Here is a 16,877-nt window from a genome sequence, read left to right as displayed (position 1 = left end):
CTGTCGTTGTTGTTGTAAACATGCGGCGGCTCAGGACCGCCGCAGACGAGAGCATGACAGAATTCCGCCCGCCGATGTAGTTTTGTTTCATACGGGACGCATGGACCGCAGCCCTGGGTCCCGCTGCGGGCCGGTCAGCGGCGACCCAGGCTCAGCTGCAGCAAGCGGCCCTCGGTCTCGAAGCGCTCGTTGTAGGTGATCAGGATGCGGCCTTCGGCGTCCTCGGCGATGTCGGTGATGAGCCCGTGCTCGCCATTGTCGCCGGCCGGGGCGGCGTAGTTCGGCAAGCTGGCCGACAGGTCGGTCCAGGTGCCGCCGGCGTCGCGCGAATAGGCCAGGTAGGGCTTCCCGTTGCGCTTGTCGAAGCCGCCTACCAGGATGGTGTCCGGGCTGGCCTTGAGCGAGATGAAGGACTTGATGTAGGGATAGGCAAGGTTGCCGTTCACCGGGTTGTGGATCACGAACTTGAAGCTCTTGCCGCCGTCCTCGCTGCGCAGCAGGCCGCCCTCGACGCCGACGAAGACGCGCTGGGTCCCGGGAATCGATTCAATGAACTGGATATTGCGGTTCTCCAGCACTGGCTTGCTCATGGGCAGCTTCTCGGGCTTGAGCAAGGACGCGCCGTCCGCGCTCAACTGGTAGGCGTCCAGGAAGGCGTCGTCCAGCGGACACTCGCCGCCGACCAGCAGACGGTCGCCGATGACATGGAAGGAGGTGTGGGTGCAGACCATGGAGTCGAACTGGCCGCGCACCACGCGCCAGCTGGCGCCGCCGTCGCCAGACGTGAGCACGTTCTCGCCGGCGCCTGCATTGCTGTACAGGCGGTTGCCGACCGCCTTCAAGTCGGTCATCCAAAGCGTGGTGCAGAAGTCGCCGGTGCAGGCGCGCAAGCCCTGGTCGGCCGGGGCGAAGGACGTGGCCTGGGGCGCCATCGTGCAGGTCGAATGCTCCTCGCCGCCATCGCTGGGCTGCATCAGCCACATGGTCTCGCCCGCCATCTTGAGCTTGGGTGAGCGTACGATGAACTCGCCGACCGGGCCCAGGCCGCAATTGCCGAGCGGCACCACCGTCCAGGACGAACGGGCGCTGATCGGCAGCGTCGCCTTCAGCACGGCCGAGCCTTCGGTTGCGCTGTTGGCCAGCGACACATAGGCGCTGCCGCCGCGCACGACGATGCTTTCCATGCCGCGCTTGGCGCTCGACAGGACCTCGACGCGCGAGACGGCCGGCAGATCGGCATGGGGGTCGTCCGTACCGCCGCCGCAACCAGCCAGCAGCAAAGCGCCGGCCAGCGCCAGCGCGCCCGGTGTGATGGAGTGGTGCATGTGCGAATCCTGATGTTGTTGTGATGACAGGATTCTATGGAGCAAGGTTCACGCATATTCGGAGGAATTGTCCCGAGAATGTCGCGAAACTGTAAGTACGGACAGGCGGTCGCCGCCCCGGCCTGCCAGGCCGTGGCGGACCGTCAGCGCTCAGCGCAGGTAAGGGGCGACGTTGCGCGCCACACGCGAGGCCTCGGCCTCGGTCAGCGGCAGGCGCAGGAAGGCGGCCCAGCCGTCCGGCGGGGCCAGGGCGTCGCCGGGGGCGGCGTGGGAACCGTAGAGCACCCGCTCCAGGCCGGCCTCGCGCAGCCGCCGCACCAGGCGGCGGGCGTCGGCCGGCGGCAGCTCGGCCTGGGTGACCGAAGACAGGTCGAACCAGACCTGGCGCACGCGCGGGTCGCGGCGCGCCGCGGCTTCGGCCAGCACGGCCATGGCGGCGTAGGTCGGCGCGGGCGCGGCCGAACCGGGCCGGGGCGCCGAGGGCGCCACCTGGGCCACCTGCACCGGCACGTCCGGCGCGAAGGGCAGCACCTGCTCCATCAGCAGCCGCGCCTGTTCGACGGCATAGGCGCGCCGTTCCGGCCCGCCGCCGCGCAGGTGGACCACGATCGCCATCCCGCGTGCATTGGCGGCGCGAAACACCTGGCGCATGCGCACCAGGTGCTCAGGATCGTCCAGCTGGACGTCGGAATGACCGAAATGCAGCTTGATGCCGCGCCCGAAACCCGGGCTGCTGGCGCAGCGCGCCAGTTCCAGCAAGGCGTAGTCGCGCAGCGGGTTGAAGCTGCACAAGGCCACCAGGCGGTCCGGATAGCGCGCGGCCTGGGCCGCGGCCCAGTCGTTTTCGTCGCGCACCCGCTCGTATTCGTCGTCGATGGTGCGCTCCGGATTGCCGTACACGTAGGCGACCGAGAGCACGGCGGCGCGGCCGATGCCGGCGGCGTCGAGATCGGCCACCAGTTCGTCCGCCATGACGGCGCGCAGGCTGCCGGTGGCGGCCGACATCCAGGCTGCGGCGGCGGGACTGAACACATGCTGGTGATGGTCGGCGGCGGGCGCCGGCGGAACCGCGCGGCCGGTGTCGGCCAGCGTGGCGCCGGCCCACAGCGCCAGGGTCGCGCCTAGGACGGCGCAGGACGCCACGCGCGACCTGCGCCCCTTTTCGGTAAAACCTCGCCTCATGCAAAACCTCGACTGGAAATCAATACGGTGCTGACCCGGCGCAAGCGGCCAGCGATGCATGGTAGCGCATTGTGGCCCTGCCCTGTCAAGATTGCATGTTCCATGCAGAGGGCGTAGCATCGCCCCCTTTCCGCCGGCCTTTCCCGGCGGTCACATTTTCCGGGAAACGTATGGACAGGCAAACCATTCCGGCCGTGAGCCAGAACCGCTCTTTTCTCACCATCGCCCTGATCGAGCTGTGGGAGCGCTTCGGCTATTACGGCATGCAGGCGCTGATCGTGTACTTCATGGTGCAGCGCCTCGGTTTCGAGGACAGACGCGCCAACTTGGTCTGGGGCGCCGCGGCCGCCCTGATCTACGTCGCGCCCGCCATCGGCGGCTGGATCGGCGACAAGGTGCTGGGCACCCGCCGCTGCATGTTGCTTGGCGGCATAATCCTGACCCTGGGCTATGGCCTGATGGCGGTGCCCACCACCAATACCTGGTTCACCTTTTCGGCCCTGGGCGTGATCGTGGTCGGCAACGGCCTGTTCAAGCCGAACACGGCCAACCTGGTGCGCAAGATCTACGAGGGCGACGATTCCCGGATCGACAGCGCCTTCACCCTGTACTACATGGCGGTCAACGTCGGCTCGACCGTGTCGATGCTGGCCACGCCGGCGATCAAGGACTACGTCAACGCCGCGCATGGCGGCGAGCTCGGCTGGCACGTGGCCTTCGCCGTGTGCAGTGTCGGCCTGATGGTGGGCCTGCTGACCGTCACCGTGCTGCGCGCCACCGTCGCCCACATCGGCTCGCCGCCGGACGCCCGCCCGCTCGACCTGCGCAAGCTGGCCGCGGTGCTGGGCGGCGCACTGGTGGCGGTCGCCGCCTCGGCCCTCATCCTCGAATACCAGGCCCTGGCGCGCGCCTTCGTCTACCTGGCCGGCTTCGTGGTGCTGGGCATCTTCCTGCACCTGATCCGTTCCAGCCAGCCGAGCGAGCGCGCCGGCCTGGTGGCGGCCCTGGTGCTGACCCTGCAGACCGTGTTCTTCTTCATCTTCTACCAGCAGATGTCGACCTCGCTGTCCCTGTTCGCACTGCGCAATGTCGACCTCGACTTCCGGCTCTTCGGCGCCCACCTGTTCACCTGGTCGCCGGCCCAGTTCCAGGCGCTGAACGCGATCTGGATCATGGTGCTGAGCCCGGTGCTGGCCTGGCTGTACACGCGGGCGGGGAAAAGCGGCAGGGACTTGTCGATCGCGGCCAAGTTCGCGCTCGGCTTCGCGGTGGTGGCGGCCGGTTTCTTCACCTACGGCGTGGCCGGCCGCTTCGCGGTGAACGGGCTCACCTCGTCCTGGATCATGATCGCCGGCTATGGCCTGTATTCGCTCGGCGAGCTGCTGGTCAGCGGCCTGGGCCTGGCCATGATCGCGCGCTACGTGCCGGCGCGCATGGGCGGCTTCATGATGGGCGCCTATTACGTGGGCGTCGGCATTTCGCAATACCTGGGCGGGGTGGTGGCCAACCTGGCCAGCGTTCCGCAAGGAATCACCGATCCGCTCCAGACCCTGCCGGTCTATACCGGCCTGTTCAACAAGCTGGGCGTGGCGGCCATCGCCTGCACCCTGATCGCGCTGGCCGCCCTGCCCCTGATGCGCAGGCTGACCGCGACCCATCACGCGCAGGCCTGAAGCCTGGCGCTTGCGGCGCCGGCGCGCGCGCCGGCCCGCATTCTTGTAAGATGGCCTTCTCTTTCTTGCCCAGCACATCCGCATGACCCTCACCAGCACCGAACAACAGGCGGCGCGCGCCCTCCAGCTCGCGGGCCGCGTCCACGCCATCGAACCCTTCCGCGTCATGGAAATGGTCAAGGCGGCCGGCGAGCTAAAACGCGCCGGCCATGATGTCATCAGCATGAGCGTCGGCGAACCCGACTTCACCGCGCCCGAGATCGTGGCGCAGGCCGCGATGGAAGCGATCCGCGGCGGCGTCACCCAGTACACCGATTCGCTCGGCCTGCGCGAACTGCGCGAGGCCATCTCCGGCCACTACGCCGCCGTGCACGGGCTGGACATCGATCCGCGCCGCATCGTGGTCACCGCCGGCGCCTCGGCCGGCCTGCTGCTGGCCTGCGCCGCCCTGGTGGCCGAGGGCGACGAAGTCCTGATGCCGGACCCCTGCTACCCCTGCAACCGCCATTTCGTGTCCGCCTTCGGCGGCAGCCCGGTGCTGGTGCCCTCTTCCAGCGACGACCGCTACCAGTTGAGCAGCGCCCACGTGGCCGAATACTGGAGCGCGCGCACCCGCGGGGTGCTGGTGGCTTCGCCCTCGAACCCGACCGGGACCTCGATGACCCCGGAGCAGCTGCGCGCCATGGTGGACGCCGTGCGTGCGCGTGGCGGCTTCGCCATCGTCGACGAGATCTACCAGGGCCTGTCCTATGACCATCGTCCGGTCAGCGCGCTGGCGATGGACGACCAGGTCATCACGGTGAACAGCTTCTCCAAGTATTTCAACATGACCGGCTGGCGCCTGGGCTGGCTGGTGGTGCCGGAGGAACTGGTGCCGGTGTTCGAGAAGCTGGCCCAGAACCTCTTCATCTGCGCGCCCACCGTGGCCCAGCATGCGGCCCTGGCCTGCTTCACCCCGGAGGCGCTGGCGATCTTCGAGGAGCGCCGGCGCGAGTTCCAGCGCCGCCGCGACTACCTGGTGCCGGCCCTGCGCGAGCTGGGCTTCACGGTGCCGGTGATGCCGGACGGCGCCTTCTACGTGTACGCCGACATTGCCAGCCTCGACCACCCGCAGCGCGGCGACAGCGCGGCTTTCAGCATGAAGGTGCTGGAGGACGCCCACGTGGCCATCGTGCCGGGCGACGATTTCGGCTTCGCGGCGCCGGCGCGCCACGTGCGCTTTTCGTATGCGACCAAATACGAGCGCATCGTGGAGGCCGTCGGTCGCCTCGAACTGCTGTTGCGCCCATGACTCCCCTCGACGGGCAGCGCGCCCAGCCGGCGCGAGGCGGACCTGCACGGCGTTATACAGCCACTTGGTGAGGCGCTGCCGTTTACTGGGCTACGGGCCTGGTCGAGGCAAAGGCATAGCGGGCGATCTTCCACGCCGCGTCGTCTTTCTGGAGGATGAATAGTTCGTGATTGGCGTCCGGGACCTGCTGCGCGAGCGCATTCAGCGTAACCCGGCCATTCGAACTCGTCCGCGCAAAGGCCCATCCTGGAGCAAGTTGCACCACCTCCTCGACCGTGAGCTCGGTATCGAATGCGATGGTACGGAAAATGCCCTCGTACGCAGTACGGATCGCTGCGGCGCCTACCGTCGACACGCTGTTCGGGGCCATGAATACCCCGTCAGGGGCGAACACCGTCATGACCGCATCGACGTCCGAGGCGTTCAGCGCGCTCTCATAGGCGCGAAGTAAGTGCTCGATCTCGGCATGGGCCAAGACATCGGTCGGGTTGCCGCTGACAGGTTTGGCGAGGCTTTTCACGATGCTTGATCCTTGGGTGTTTGGACCTGAACATTATGCGATGGCCTTGCGCGGTGGACTAGCGCCATACCGTGCGCAGCTGCGTCGCACAACGGGCAACGCCGCGCCGCACGAATGCGCGCCTGGGCCGGCGGACGGAGTCGCCGACCGGCGTCAGGGCGCAGCGATGAAACCGCCGGCGGCATTGGAAGCCAGGCTCAATCCGCTGCGCTCGCACCTTGCGATAGCATGCTCTCGGCGATATCCAGCATGGCCCGCAGCCGGTCCATGTGCCGCAGGTCCTGGTGGTAGCCGACCCAGATATCCCTGCCTGGCGGCTGGTCCGGCATCGTGATGGCCTGCAGGCCCGGCAGCGCATCGCCAAGCGGCCGGGGCAGCACGGCGATGCCCAGGCCGCGCAGGCACATCTGGGCCTGGACGGCGCGGCTGGTGCTGGTGAAGACCCGCCGCGACCCCGGGAAGCGGTCGAGCAGCCAGGCGACATCGGGGAAGTGCGACTGCGCCGTGTTCATCAGGATCAGCCCGACGCTCGCCGGATCCTCGTGCAGGGCGGCAGCCGTATCGGCCGTGCCATACAGGCCGTAGGCCACGCGCATCAGGCGCCGCTGCACGATGTCCGGCTCGCTGAAGGGCACGATGCGAAAAGCCACGTCGGCCTCGCGGCGCGAGAGATTGAGCAAACGGTGGCTGGCGATCACCTCGGGCACGACGGCCGGATGGCGGCGCGTCAACTCCGCCAGCACCGGCGCCAGCACGTGGCCGGCGAACCACTCCGCCGACGAGATCCGCAGGATCCCTTCGAGGCGCTCGTGGTTCCCCGCGAGCCGCCTTTCCATGGCCAGCGCGGAATTTTCCATCGCTTCCGCCAGCGCCATCACGCCGTCGCCGGCGTCCGTGAGCACCAGACCGTCCGTGGTCCTGCGAAACAGCGCCTGCTCGGCCTCGACTTCGAGGGCCTTGATCCGGCGACCCACCGTCGGATGGCTGACACCCAGGGTCCGCGCCGCCTCGCCGAACGAGCCGCCGCGCGCCACCGCCAGGAAGATCCGGACGTCGCTCCATTCCATCTTGAATATCCGTACAAAAATGTACGCGAAATATACAGGAATGGCAGTTCCCAAACAATCCTGTACATAGGACGATGTCGCCTCATCGTGCCGGCCCATCCCGGGCCGGCCGCATCAGGAAAGCACACGACATGCACAAGTTGAAAGGCAAAGTCGCCATCGTCACTGGCGCGTCCAAAGGGATAGGCGCCGGCATCGCCCGTCAGCTCGCGGCCGAGGGCGCCAAACTGGTCGTCAATTACGTCTCGAGCAGGAGCGGCGCGGACAAGGTGGTGGCCGACATCGAGGCCGCCGGTGGCGAGGCCATCGCGGTGGCTGCGGACGTCACCCGGAAAGAGGAAGTCGACGCCCTGGTCAAGTCGGCGATCGCCCGTTTCGGCCGCCTGGACATCGTGGTGAACAATTCCGGCGTCTATGAATTCGCCAGAATCGAGGACACCACGGAAGCGCTCTACCGCAAGCAGTTCGATATCAACGTCCTCGGCGCCCTGCTGGTCGCCGGCGCCGCCGCGCCGTTTCTGGAGCGGGGCGGCAGCATCGTCAACATCAGTTCCAACGTCACGCGCGTGCTCCCGGTCGAAAGCGCCATCTACACCGGCACCAAGGGAGCGATCGACGCCATCACCGGCGTGCTCGCACGCGAACTCGGACCGCGCGGCATCCGCGTCAACGCCGTGAGTCCCGGGCTGGTCGAAACCGAAGGCAGCCACGCCGCCGGGGCGATCGGCTCCGAGTTCCAGGCCTGGAACGAGAGCTTGACCCCGCTCGGCCGCATCGGGCAGGTAGAGGACATCGCCCCGATCGTGTCCTACCTCGCATCGGTCGACGCCCGCTGGGTGACCGGGGAAATCATTCTGGGCTCGGGCGGCATGCGCTGATCTCACTGCATCTGGAGCGGAGGCCTCGCCGGTCGCACCTCGCCGGCCGCACCTGGCCGGCCGCACCTAGCCAGTCGCGGCGGCCTTCTCCAGCGCTTCCATCAGCGCATCCGGCCCCACCGGCTTGACCAGGTAGCGGTCGAAGCCGACCTCCTTTGCGCGCTCGCGGTCGTTGGCGTGGCCGTAGCCGGACAAGGCCACGGCGAGCGGACCGCCGCCGTCCTGGCCGGCGCGCAGGCGGCTCATCAATTCGTAGCCGTCGATGCCGGGCAAGCCGATGTCGCACACGATCGCGTCGTAGCGCGCCCCCAGCGCCATGCGCAGGCCGGCATGGCCGTCATGGGCGACGTCGACCGCGTGCCCCTCCAGCTCGAGCAGCATGCGCAGCACCTCGCAGGCGTCGACATTGTCTTCGACGACGAGGATGCGGCGCGCGGCGCCGTGCTGGGCCGGCTCCTGCACAACCGGCGCGGCCGGCACGTGCGAGTGCGAGAGCGGCAGGCGCACCGTGAAGCTGCTGCCCGCGCCGAGCCCCGGGCTGGAGGCGGTGACGCTGCCGCCATGCATGCCGACCAGGTTGCGCACCACGTTCAGGCCGACCCCGAGGCCGCCTTCCGAGCGCGCCAGCGAGCGCGGCCCCTGGCTGAACAGGTCGAACACGCGGGTGATGGTGGACGCTTCCATGCCGGTGCCGTTGTCGGCTACCGTCACCACCACCTCGTCCGCGCAGCGCACCTCGAGCCGGATCCAGCCGCCGTCCTGGGTGTATTTCGAGGCATTTCCGAGCAGGTTGGTGAACACCTGGGTCAGGCGCACCTGGTCGCCGTCCACCATCACCGGATGGGGCGGCAACTGCAGCTCGAACTGCTGGTCGCGCTCGCGGATTCGCGGCTGGACCGTCTCCACCGCCTGGCCGATCACGGCGCGCAGGTCGAGCGCCTGGATGCCCAGGGTGATCTTGCCGCTGCTTAGGCGCGCGGCATCCAGCAGGTCGTCCAGCAGGTGCGCCATGTGGTCGACCTGGCGCTGGATCACCTGGGTCAGGCGGGTTTCCTGGCCGGCGCCGCCGATGGCGCGCTCCAGCAGGCTGGCGGACATGCTGATCGGCACCAGCGGATTACGCAGCTCGTGCGCCAGCATGGCCAGGAATTCGTTCTGGCGCCGGTTGGTCTCCTCGGCGTCATCGCGCGAGCTCTGGGCGTTGACGGCGGCCAGCACCAGGTTGCCGTTGGCCTCGCGCAGCTGCTCGACCAGCAGCGCCAGCTCCTCGCGCTCGCCGGCCTCGCGCCGCAGCAGCGCATTGTCCGCCTCCAGCGCCGCGACCCGCCGCAGCAGCATCTGATCGAAAGGCTGCAGGGTGTCTCCGATACCGTCGTTCGCCGACGAACGCTGCAGCGAGGCCTTGTCTTCTCCCTGGAACGTCGTCATGCGTGGCCTCAGCTTCTGGCGCCGGGCGCCTTGGGTACCCCGTGCAGCACGCCTTCGAATTCGGTGCGTTGGGGCTGGATTTCGATGCCGTCGTCGGTGATCGCGTATTCGCGCAGCTCGGTGCTGTGGCCGGAGCCGCGCACCTTGACGACGGAGATGAACTTGCGGATCAGCCCGTCGTTCTCGCCGTAGCGCATCACCAAGATGGCGTCGGTGAGGTAGGCGATGTCGGCCTGGCTGACCTTGAACTGGCTGAAGTCGTCGTCGATGCCCATCGTGACCACCGTGGTCACCCCGCGCCGCGCCAGCGAGGCCAGCATGCGGAACACCACCGTGCGCAGCTGAGAACGCCCTTCCGGCGCCAGGTAGAGCGCCATCTCGGACAGGGAATCGATCACCACCCGCTGCGCGCCGGTGCGCTCGATCGCCTCGTCCAGCGCGTCGACCAGTTCGTCCACGGTGAGGTCGATTATGCGGCTTTCCACCACAGTCACAGCGCCGCTCTGGACCACCTGCGCCAGCTCCGCATTGCGCAGGCGCGACACGCCCTTCTCGAAGAACACCGCGACACCCTTCTCGCCGCGGCGCACGCCCTCCTGCAGGAAGCGGGTGCCGAGGATGGTCTTGCCGCAGCCGCTGGGACCGCTCACCAGCAGCGAGTGGCCTTGCGGCAGGCCGCCGTGCAGCATGGCGTCCAGGTCCGGCACGCCGGTCGGGATGCGGCGCGGCGCGCGGTCCACCGGATGGCCCGGATGGCGGTCCTCGGACAGGGGCGGCAGCATGCGCGGATAGACACGGATCCCGTCGCCGGTGATGCGGAAGGTGTGCGAACCCGCGACGTGGGCGTGGCCGCGCATCTTGACCACGCGCATCTTGCGCACCACGGTGCTGTCCTCATGCACCTGGGCTAGCGCTATCATGCCGTCGGCGACGGTCATGATGGGGTTGGCCTCGGCTTCGCTGTGCATGTATTCGCCGATCAGGAAGGTGGTCGCCTGCCAGCTGGTCATGCGGGTGCCGAGTTCCTGGATGAAGTGCTGGAGGTCGGCCACGCCCTCGTTGCCGGCGCGGGCGGTCTGGGCCACCGAACGGAAGGAATCGACGAACACCAGGCTGGGGGCGAAGTCCTCGACTTCCTTCATGATGCGCTCCAGCACACCGCTGAAGTCGCCGGCGCGCAGGTCGTCGGCCAGGTTCACGTAGCGGATCGCCGAGCCGACCTTGTCCAGCTCGAAGAAACTGTATTGCTGCTGGTAGCGCAGCATCTTCAGGGGCGGCTCGCCCAGCACGGTGAAGAACAGGGCGCGGCGCTCGGTTGTCGCGAGGGCGAACATGATCTGGTGCGCCAGGGTCGTCTTGCCGCATCCGGGCGCGCCCGCGATGAGGTTGAAGGAGAACTCGCTCAGCCCGCCGCCCAAGAGAACATCGAGCCCTGGCACGCCAGTGCTCAATTTTCCGAGGGTTACTTTATCCGTCATTCCTTGTGCTCCTGTGCATTCTTCCGCGCATCTCCCTCGTGCAGGGCGGCGTCGAGTAAACGTGAGGCCAACGCCTGGCCGATCAAAGCCGCCAGCAATTCGGTGAACGTCTGGAGCAGGGCAGCGTGCGCCGCCTGAGCTTGCTCAGGTGCGACGCTCGCCAACATGGTGTCGAGTGCCGTGATCTGTTTGTCGCGCGCCTTGCAGGGCGGCGTGTCGGCGAGCCAGCAGTGCTCTGGACCCACGACGCGGCAGGCGCGGCCGAACAGGGCGCAAAACCCATTATCGCCGATTAGCGGTCCCAGCTGGTCGGCGAGGCGCCGCCACGACTGGATGAGATGGGCGTGTCCTTCGGGACGCCCGGGTTCGCTGTCACTCGTCATCATGGCTGAGTCGCGACACAATTGCTGCCGAAATGGTCATTGAAAGTCCAAGCACGCGTTGCTGAGCGATTCGTCGCGCGGTCGCGGACGGACCGCCCGATTATAGCGGTTGTTTTAACAATTTACTGCAATAAATGTAAAACAATAAAGATCATGCATTCGTGCGCGCGGCGCCACCGGCACCGTGCGCTTCCGTCACCAGCTTGAGCAGGGTTTCGGGGATCGCGGGCTTGACCAGGTAACGGTCGAAGCCCGCCGCGTGGGCGCGCTCGCGGTCTTCGGCCTGGCCATAGCCCGACAAGGCGATCGCGAACGGCCGCCCAGAACCGTTGGCCGCGCGCACCCCCTCGATCACACGGTAGCCGTCGATGCCGGGCAGGCCGATGTCGCAGATCAGCACGTCGAAGTCGCCGTCGCGGGCGCGCGCCAGCCCGGCCATGCCGTCGGCCGCCGTCTCCACCTCGTGTCCGGCCATGCGCAGCAGGATGCCCAGGGTCTCGCAGGCGTCCGGGTTGTCCTCGACCAGCAGGATGCGCGCGGGCCGCTCGCCGCCGTCGGCGCCGGCTTCCAGAGGACGCTGCGGCGGTGCGCTGGACAGGGGCAGGCGCACGGTGAAGCGGCTGCCCTGCCCCAGCCCGGCGCTGCAGGCGTCGACCGTGCCGCCGTGCATGCTGACCAGGTTGCGCACCACGCTCAGGCCCACGCCCAGCCCGCCCTCGGAACGCGCCAGGCTGCGCGGGCCCTGGGTGAACAGGTCGAAGATCCTGGGCAGCACATCGGGCGCGATCCCGGCCCCGTCGTCCTCGACCACCACCAGGGCCTTGTCGCCCTCGCGCTGCACGCTGAGACGGATGCGGCCGCCGTCGCCCGTGTACTTGGAGGCATTGCTGAGCAGGTTGGTGAACACCTGGGTCAGGCGCACCGGGTCGCCTTCCACCACCAGGCGCTCGGGCGCGAGCGCCAGCTCCAGGTGCTGGCGCCGCTCGCGCAGGCGCGGGCCCACGGTCTCCAGCGCCTGTTCGACGGCATCCGCCAGGGACTGGGGCTGGACCGTGAGCGAAATCTTGCCGCGGCTGATGCGGGCCGCATCCAGCAGGTCGTCCAGCAGATGGGCCATGTGGTCGACCTGGCGCCGGATCACGCGCGCCACCTGGCCCACCTGGCCTGCCTGCGCGTCGCTGGCGGCCATGCCGTCAAGCAGGCTGGCCGACATGCTCAGCGGCGCCAGGGGATTTCTCAGCTCGTGGGCCAGCATGGCCAGGAATTCGTTCTGGCGCTGGCTGGTGGCGTTCAGGAGTTCGTGCTTCTGGCGGCGCAGCTCTTCCACTTCGTGCATCAGTTCGTGACGTTCGCGCGCCAGCACCCGCAGGTGGCCGAGCTCGGCTTCGAGCGAGGCCACGTGCTTGCGCAGGGCCTGCTCGGGCAAGGCGCCCGCCAGGCCCTCCTCGCCGCTCAGGGCCCGCTGTTCCGAGCCGCCATTGGATTCGCCGTACTTCGCCATCGTCCTGTGCCTGTCTCCGCTGTTCATGGTCGGGCAAGGCGGCCGCGTATTACAGGCGCACCCTACCAATTCGCTATATTTACCGCGCCCTGCTGCTTCGTCTGGTCGCCAACGCACATTAGGCCGTGCTGGCTTGATGCATATCCAAGCGCCCGTTTCCCGGCTAAGATGCACACGAGCAATCGTGCTCTTGATGAAGGCGGGAGGAGTATGGAACTGAGGCTGGGTGCCGTCGTCGCGACGGCTTGCGTGGTGCTGGGGGTTGCGCTGGGGCCTGCCCAGGCGGCAAGCAGCGCGGACACGCGCTTCAAGGCGATCTACACCAAGGAATGGAAGTGGCGGGTGGCGGAAAAGCTGGCCGTCGACGAGGACGAGCCCGGCGTCAGCCCGGTCCTTGCCCGCGCCGACGCGCCGGCCCAGGAAGCGCGCCGCGTCTACTGGGAAGGCATCCTGCAGCAGCTCGACGCGATCCGGCCGGCCGATCTGTCGCCCGCCAGGCGCATCGACTTCGCGGTCTACCGCGCCCAGATCGCCGCCCTGGTCGAAGCCCAGCGCTTTCGCGAATACGAGCAGCCGGTCAACGCCGACAGCGCGTTCTGGACCGACATCACCTACACCGCCCGGCGGCCCTTCAAGACGTTTGCGGATTACCGTAACTACATTTCCCAGCTAAATAATCTGCCGGCGTATTTTGACCAGGAACTGGCCAATATGCGCGCCGGGCTGGCGCGCGGCTTCACGCCGCCGAAAGTCACCCTAAGCGGGCGCGAGAGCACCATCGTCTCGGTGGCCAGGGCGAAAACGCCGGAAGAGACCGTGTTCTACACGCCCCTGCGCGAGATGCCGGCCAGCATTCCGGCGGCCGAGCAGGAGTCCCTGCGCGCCCAGGCGCGGACGGCGATCCGCGACCGGGTCCAGCCCGCCTACGCCAAAGTGCTCGATTACTTCGTGGGCGAATACGTGCCGAAGGCGCGCAGCACCCTGGCCGCCGAGAGCATGCCGGGTGGCAAGGCCTACTACCAGTCGAAGATCGTCGAGTACACCACCACGAACCTGACGGCGGAGCAGATCCATGCCATCGGCCTGGCCGAGATGGCCAAGATCCGCGCCGAGATGCACGAGACCATGAAGAAGGCCGGCTTCAGCGGCGACCTGCCCGCCTTCCTGCAGTTCCTGCGCACCGACCCGCGCTTCTACGCCAGGACGCCGGAAGAACTCCTGATGCGCGCGGCCTGGATCGCCAAGAAGTTCGACGCCAAGGCCGACCAGTATTTCGGCTACCTGCCGCGCCGCCGCTTCGCCATCCTGCCGGTGCCGGACGACCAGGCGCCCTATTACACCGCCGGGCGCGGCGGTCCGGGCGCCTACTGGGTCAACACCTACAACCTGCCGGCGCGCGCTCTCTACAGCCTGCCGGCCCTGACCCTGCACGAGTCGGCCCCGGGCCACGCCTTCCAGATGCCGGTGGCCCAGGAGCAGAAAGGCGTGCCGCCCTTCCGCCGCGCCTATATCTCCGCCTTCGGCGAGGGCTGGGCCCTGTATTCGGAGCGCCTGGGCGTGGAAATGGGGATCTACGAGACGCCCTACGAGCACTTCGGCATGCTCAGCTACCAGGCCTGGCGCGCCTCGCGCCTGGTGGTCGACACCGGCATCCACGCCAAGGGCTGGACGCGCGAGCAGGCCCAGGCCTACCTGATGGAGAACACGGCGCTGGCGCGGCACGAGGTGGAGACCGAGGTCGACCGCTACATTTCCTGGCCGGGCCAGGCGCTGTCCTACTACCTGGGCCAGATGGCGATCCAGGAGGCGCGGGCGCGGGCGGAGAAGGCGCTGGGGGAGAAATTCGACATCAGGCACTTCCACGATACGGTGCTGCAGCTCGGCTCGGTGCCGCTGCCGGTACTGCAGCAGCGCATCGATACCTTCATCGCGGAGGGTGGGAAGTCGCCCTATCCGAAGGAGGTCGGGGGGTGATGGCGGCGGGATGGGTCAGCACGTAAGATGAAGTTTTACGCGGGAAAACGAGGTGCATCGCGGCAGTTTTTCCAAAGTTGGCGCCTGCACGTCGTTCCGGCGCAGGCCGGAACCCAAGTTCGCTTGCGCGGACACGCACGCAAACTTGGGTCCCGGCCTGCGCCGGGACGACGGTTTTGCGGCTGACTTGACTGCACGGGCGCGAGCGCGCCGCCCTTCCGCATAGAGATTCGCGCCCCCTTCGTTCTCACTTGCTCCCGTCAAACAGCTTGAACTTCAGCTGGAAGGAAATCCCGCCGTACAAACGGTCCTTGTAGTTCGGGATGATGCCCACGTTCAGCCCCACGCGCTGGTACTCGTAGGTCAGGGTCGGGATCGCCGCCGGGAACCAGCCGCCGTCGCGCATCTTCGGATAGCCGTCGAAGGCCGCCAGCGCCAGCCCCACCCGCACCGGCCCCAGCGCATAAGGCTGCCAGATCACCCCCGCGTAGTTCGACCACTGCCGGTCGCTGTTGTGGAAGCGCCCCACGGTGGCGGCCATGGTGCCGTTGAAGCGGTACTCCGCTCCCAGCCCCTTGTTGGCCCCGTTCAGGTCCTTGTCGCTGTCGAAGTGGGCGGTGTAGAAGCCCGTGTCGAGCCAGAACTCGCGCTTGGGCGCGGGGTCGATCTTGGTGAACCACTCATCCGCGCTGGCGGCGGGCGAAACGAAACAGGCCGCGCCCAGGGCGGCCACCATCATGCAAGCACGGCTCAATCGTCGGCTCCGGGGTCGAGGTTGGGAAACATCACTTCGGTGAAGCCGAAGCGGGAAAAGTCCTTGATGCGCATCGGGTAGAGGATGCCCAGCAGGTGGTCGACTTCATGCTGCACCACGCGCGCATGGAAGCCCTCGGCGTCGCGCACGATGCGCTCGCCGAACTGGTCGAAGCCCTCGTAATGCAGGCGGGTATAGCGCGGCACGCTGCCGCGCAGGCCGGGCACCGACAAGCAGCCTTCGAAGCCCTCCTCCATCGCGTCCGACAGCGGGGTCAGCGAAGGGTTGATCAGCACCGTCTCGGGCACCGGCGGGGCCTCGGGATAGCGCGCGTTCTGCGCGAAGCCGAAGATCACCAGTTGCAGGTTGACCCCGATCTGGGGCGCGGCCAGGCCGGCGCCGTTGGCGGCGTGCATGGTGTCGAACATGTCGGCGATCAGGGCGTGCAGCTCGGGCGTGTCGAAATCGCGCACCGGCTCGGCCACGCGCAGCAGGCGCGGGTCGCCCATGCGCAGGATCTCGCGCACCGTCATGATGCGCGCCCCTCGCCCAGCAGGCTGGCCAGGCAGGCGCGGAAGCCCTCGGCGGTCTCGGGGTGCTTCAGGCCGATGGCGGCCGTGGCCTGCAGGTAGCCCAGCTTGGAGCCGCAGTCGTAGCGCTGGCCCTGGTAACGGTAGGCCAGCACCCGCTCCTGCTTCATCAGGGCGGCGATGCCGTCGGTGAGCTGGATCTCGCCGCCCGCGCCCTTGCCCAGCCTGGCCAGGTAGTCGAAGATCGAGCCGGACAGCACGTAGCGGCCGACCACGGCCAGGGTCGAGGGCGCGACCTCGGGCTGGGGCTTCTCGACGATGTCCTGCACCAGCTCCAGGCCCGGACGGTAAGGCGTGGCGCTGACGATGCCGTACTGGCGGGTGTGCTCGCGCGGCACGTCCTGGACCGCCAGGATGCTGCTGCGCTCGTAGGCATAGACCTCGGCCATCTGGGCCAGCACCGGCTTCTGGCCGGGCGCGGTGTCCATGAAGTCGTCCGCCAGCAGCACCGCGAAGGGTTCGTCGCCGATGATCGGACGCGCGCACAGCACCGCGTGGCCCAGGCCCAGCGGCGCCGGCTGGCGGATGTAGATGCAGCTGACGTTCTTCGGGATCACCCCGCGCACCACGTCGAGCAGGGCCTGCTTGCCGGCAGCTTCCAGCTCGGCCTCGAGCTCGTAGGCCTTGTCGAAATGGTCCTCGATGGCGCGCTTGTTGCGCCCGGTGATGAAGACCAGCTCGGTGACGCCGGCCGCCACCGCCTCTTCCACCGCGTACTGGATCAGCGGCTTGTCGACGATGGGCAGCATTTCCTTCGGTTGCGCCTTGGTCGCCGGCAGGAAGCGGCTGCCCAGGCCGGCGACGGGAAAGACGGCTTTGCGGATCAGGGTCAT

At 67.9% G+C, this 16,877-nt stretch carries 15 protein-coding genes; 4 read left to right on the top strand and 11 right to left on the bottom strand.

The annotated features are described in order from the left end of the window. Positions 1-134 precede the first annotated feature (134 nt). Positions 135-1,325: a hypothetical protein gene (locus tag B0920_RS04090; protein WP_078031282.1), complete on the bottom strand. Its 1,191-nt coding sequence runs from the start codon at positions 1,323-1,325 to the stop codon at positions 135-137. A gap of 150 nt (positions 1,326-1,475) precedes the next feature. After that, positions 1,476-2,507: an amidohydrolase family protein gene (locus B0920_RS04085; protein ID WP_078031281.1), complete on the bottom strand. Its 1,032-nt coding sequence runs from the start codon at positions 2,505-2,507 to the stop codon at positions 1,476-1,478. Between the two features lie 170 nt (positions 2,508-2,677). Here B0920_RS04085 and B0920_RS04080 point away from each other — a divergent pair, with 170 nt between their 5' ends. Next, positions 2,678-4,180: a peptide MFS transporter gene (locus tag B0920_RS04080; protein WP_078031280.1), complete on the top strand. Its 1,503-nt coding sequence runs from the start codon at positions 2,678-2,680 to the stop codon at positions 4,178-4,180. An 82-nt stretch (positions 4,181-4,262) separates the two neighbouring features. Continuing rightward, positions 4,263-5,471: a pyridoxal phosphate-dependent aminotransferase gene (locus B0920_RS04075; RefSeq protein WP_078031279.1), complete on the top strand. Its 1,209-nt coding sequence runs from the start codon at positions 4,263-4,265 to the stop codon at positions 5,469-5,471. An 82-nt stretch (positions 5,472-5,553) separates the two neighbouring features. Here the strand turns inward: B0920_RS04075 and B0920_RS04070 are convergent, their stop codons facing one another. Continuing rightward, a complete protein-coding gene (locus B0920_RS04070; RefSeq protein WP_179119089.1) occupies positions 5,554-5,991 on the bottom strand; it encodes an SgcJ/EcaC family oxidoreductase in 438 nt (145 codons plus the stop codon). 197 nt (positions 5,992-6,188) lie between these two features. Continuing rightward, positions 6,189-7,058 carry a LysR family transcriptional regulator gene (locus tag B0920_RS04065; RefSeq protein WP_078031277.1) on the bottom strand — a complete coding sequence of 290 codons (870 nt, stop codon included), beginning with the start codon at positions 7,056-7,058 and terminating at the stop codon, positions 6,189-6,191. A 131-nt stretch (positions 7,059-7,189) separates the two neighbouring features. Between B0920_RS04065 and B0920_RS04060 the strand changes: the two genes are divergently transcribed. After that, entirely contained in the window at positions 7,190-7,936 is a 747-nt protein-coding gene (locus B0920_RS04060) for a glucose 1-dehydrogenase (RefSeq protein ID WP_078031276.1), read from the top strand. Between the two features lie 66 nt (positions 7,937-8,002). On the opposite strand, the gene B0920_RS04055 is transcribed toward B0920_RS04060, so the two are convergent. The 4 genes from B0920_RS04055 to B0920_RS04040 form a co-directional block, all read right to left on the bottom strand. Then, positions 8,003-9,364 (bottom strand): ATP-binding protein, encoded by a 1,362-nt coding sequence (locus tag B0920_RS04055; protein WP_078031275.1) that lies wholly within the window; start codon positions 9,362-9,364, stop codon positions 8,003-8,005. 8 nt (positions 9,365-9,372) lie between these two features. Further along, positions 9,373-10,842, bottom strand: a complete 1,470-nt coding sequence (locus B0920_RS04050; protein ID WP_078031274.1) for an ATPase domain-containing protein — start codon at positions 10,840-10,842, stop codon at positions 9,373-9,375. Further along, entirely contained in the window at positions 10,839-11,228 is a 390-nt protein-coding gene (locus B0920_RS04045) for a hypothetical protein (protein ID WP_078031273.1), read from the bottom strand. Before B0920_RS04045 ends, B0920_RS04050 begins: the two co-directional genes overlap by 4 nt. 148 nt (positions 11,229-11,376) lie before the next feature. Then, positions 11,377-12,726 (bottom strand): ATP-binding protein, encoded by a 1,350-nt coding sequence (locus tag B0920_RS04040; RefSeq protein ID WP_078031272.1) that lies wholly within the window; start codon positions 12,724-12,726, stop codon positions 11,377-11,379. A gap of 210 nt (positions 12,727-12,936) precedes the next feature. On the opposite strand from B0920_RS04040, the gene B0920_RS04035 reads away from it, so the two are divergent. Further along, on the top strand, positions 12,937-14,700 hold the full coding sequence (locus B0920_RS04035; RefSeq protein WP_078031271.1) for a DUF885 family protein: 1,764 nt from the start codon (positions 12,937-12,939) through the stop codon (positions 14,698-14,700). 247 nt (positions 14,701-14,947) lie between these two features. On the opposite strand, the gene B0920_RS04030 is transcribed toward B0920_RS04035, so the two are convergent. The 3 genes from B0920_RS04030 to galU are packed head-to-tail and all read right to left on the bottom strand — an operon-like array spanning position 14,948 to position 16,877. Next, positions 14,948-15,436, bottom strand: a complete 489-nt coding sequence (locus tag B0920_RS04030; RefSeq protein ID WP_078033281.1) for a hypothetical protein — start codon at positions 15,434-15,436, stop codon at positions 14,948-14,950. Positions 15,437-15,450: 14 nt separating this feature from the next. Then, positions 15,451-15,987 carry a peptide deformylase gene (def, locus tag B0920_RS04025; RefSeq protein ID WP_078031270.1) on the bottom strand — a complete coding sequence of 179 codons (537 nt, stop codon included), beginning with the start codon at positions 15,985-15,987 and terminating at the stop codon, positions 15,451-15,453. Then, on the bottom strand, positions 15,984-16,877 hold the full coding sequence (gene galU, locus B0920_RS04020) for a UTP--glucose-1-phosphate uridylyltransferase GalU (RefSeq protein ID WP_078031269.1): 894 nt from the start codon (positions 16,875-16,877) through the stop codon (positions 15,984-15,986). Before galU ends, def begins: the two co-directional genes overlap by 4 nt.

Origin of the sequence: Massilia sp. KIM (assembly GCF_002007115.1) — a bacterium.
GTDB lineage: Bacteria > Pseudomonadota > Gammaproteobacteria > Burkholderiales > Burkholderiaceae_D > Telluria.
The sequence above is the reverse complement of the archived record's forward strand: the minus strand, read 5'-3'. Positions and strand labels throughout refer to the sequence as shown.

Coding starts and splice junctions, on each gene's coding strand:
- B0920_RS04090 (WP_078031282.1), bottom strand. CDS start 1,325: ATGCACCACTCCATCACACCGGGCGCGCTGGCGCTGGCCGGCGCTTTG.
- B0920_RS04085 (WP_078031281.1), bottom strand. CDS start 2,507: ATGAGGCGAGGTTTTACCGAAAAGGGGCGCAGGTCGCGCGTGGCGTCC.
- B0920_RS04080 (WP_078031280.1), top strand. CDS start 2,678: ATGGACAGGCAAACCATTCCGGCCGTGAGCCAGAACCGCTCTTTTCTC.
- B0920_RS04075 (WP_078031279.1), top strand. CDS start 4,263: ATGACCCTCACCAGCACCGAACAACAGGCGGCGCGCGCCCTCCAGCTC.
- B0920_RS04065 (WP_078031277.1), bottom strand. CDS start 7,058: ATGGAATGGAGCGACGTCCGGATCTTCCTGGCGGTGGCGCGCGGCGGC.
- B0920_RS04060 (WP_078031276.1), top strand. CDS start 7,190: ATGCACAAGTTGAAAGGCAAAGTCGCCATCGTCACTGGCGCGTCCAAA.
- B0920_RS04055 (WP_078031275.1), bottom strand. CDS start 9,364: ATGACGACGTTCCAGGGAGAAGACAAGGCCTCGCTGCAGCGTTCGTCG.
- B0920_RS04050 (WP_078031274.1), bottom strand. CDS start 10,842: ATGACGGATAAAGTAACCCTCGGAAAATTGAGCACTGGCGTGCCAGGG.
- B0920_RS04045 (WP_078031273.1), bottom strand. CDS start 11,228: ATGATGACGAGTGACAGCGAACCCGGGCGTCCCGAAGGACACGCCCAT.
- B0920_RS04040 (WP_078031272.1), bottom strand. CDS start 12,726: ATGGCGAAGTACGGCGAATCCAATGGCGGCTCGGAACAGCGGGCCCTG.
- B0920_RS04035 (WP_078031271.1), top strand. CDS start 12,937: ATGGAACTGAGGCTGGGTGCCGTCGTCGCGACGGCTTGCGTGGTGCTG.
- B0920_RS04030 (WP_078033281.1), bottom strand. CDS start 15,436: ATGGTGGCCGCCCTGGGCGCGGCCTGTTTCGTTTCGCCCGCCGCCAGC.
- def (WP_078031270.1), bottom strand. CDS start 15,987: ATGACGGTGCGCGAGATCCTGCGCATGGGCGACCCGCGCCTGCTGCGC.
- galU (WP_078031269.1), bottom strand. CDS start 16,877: ATGACCCTGATCCGCAAAGCCGTCTTTCCCGTCGCCGGCCTGGGCAGC.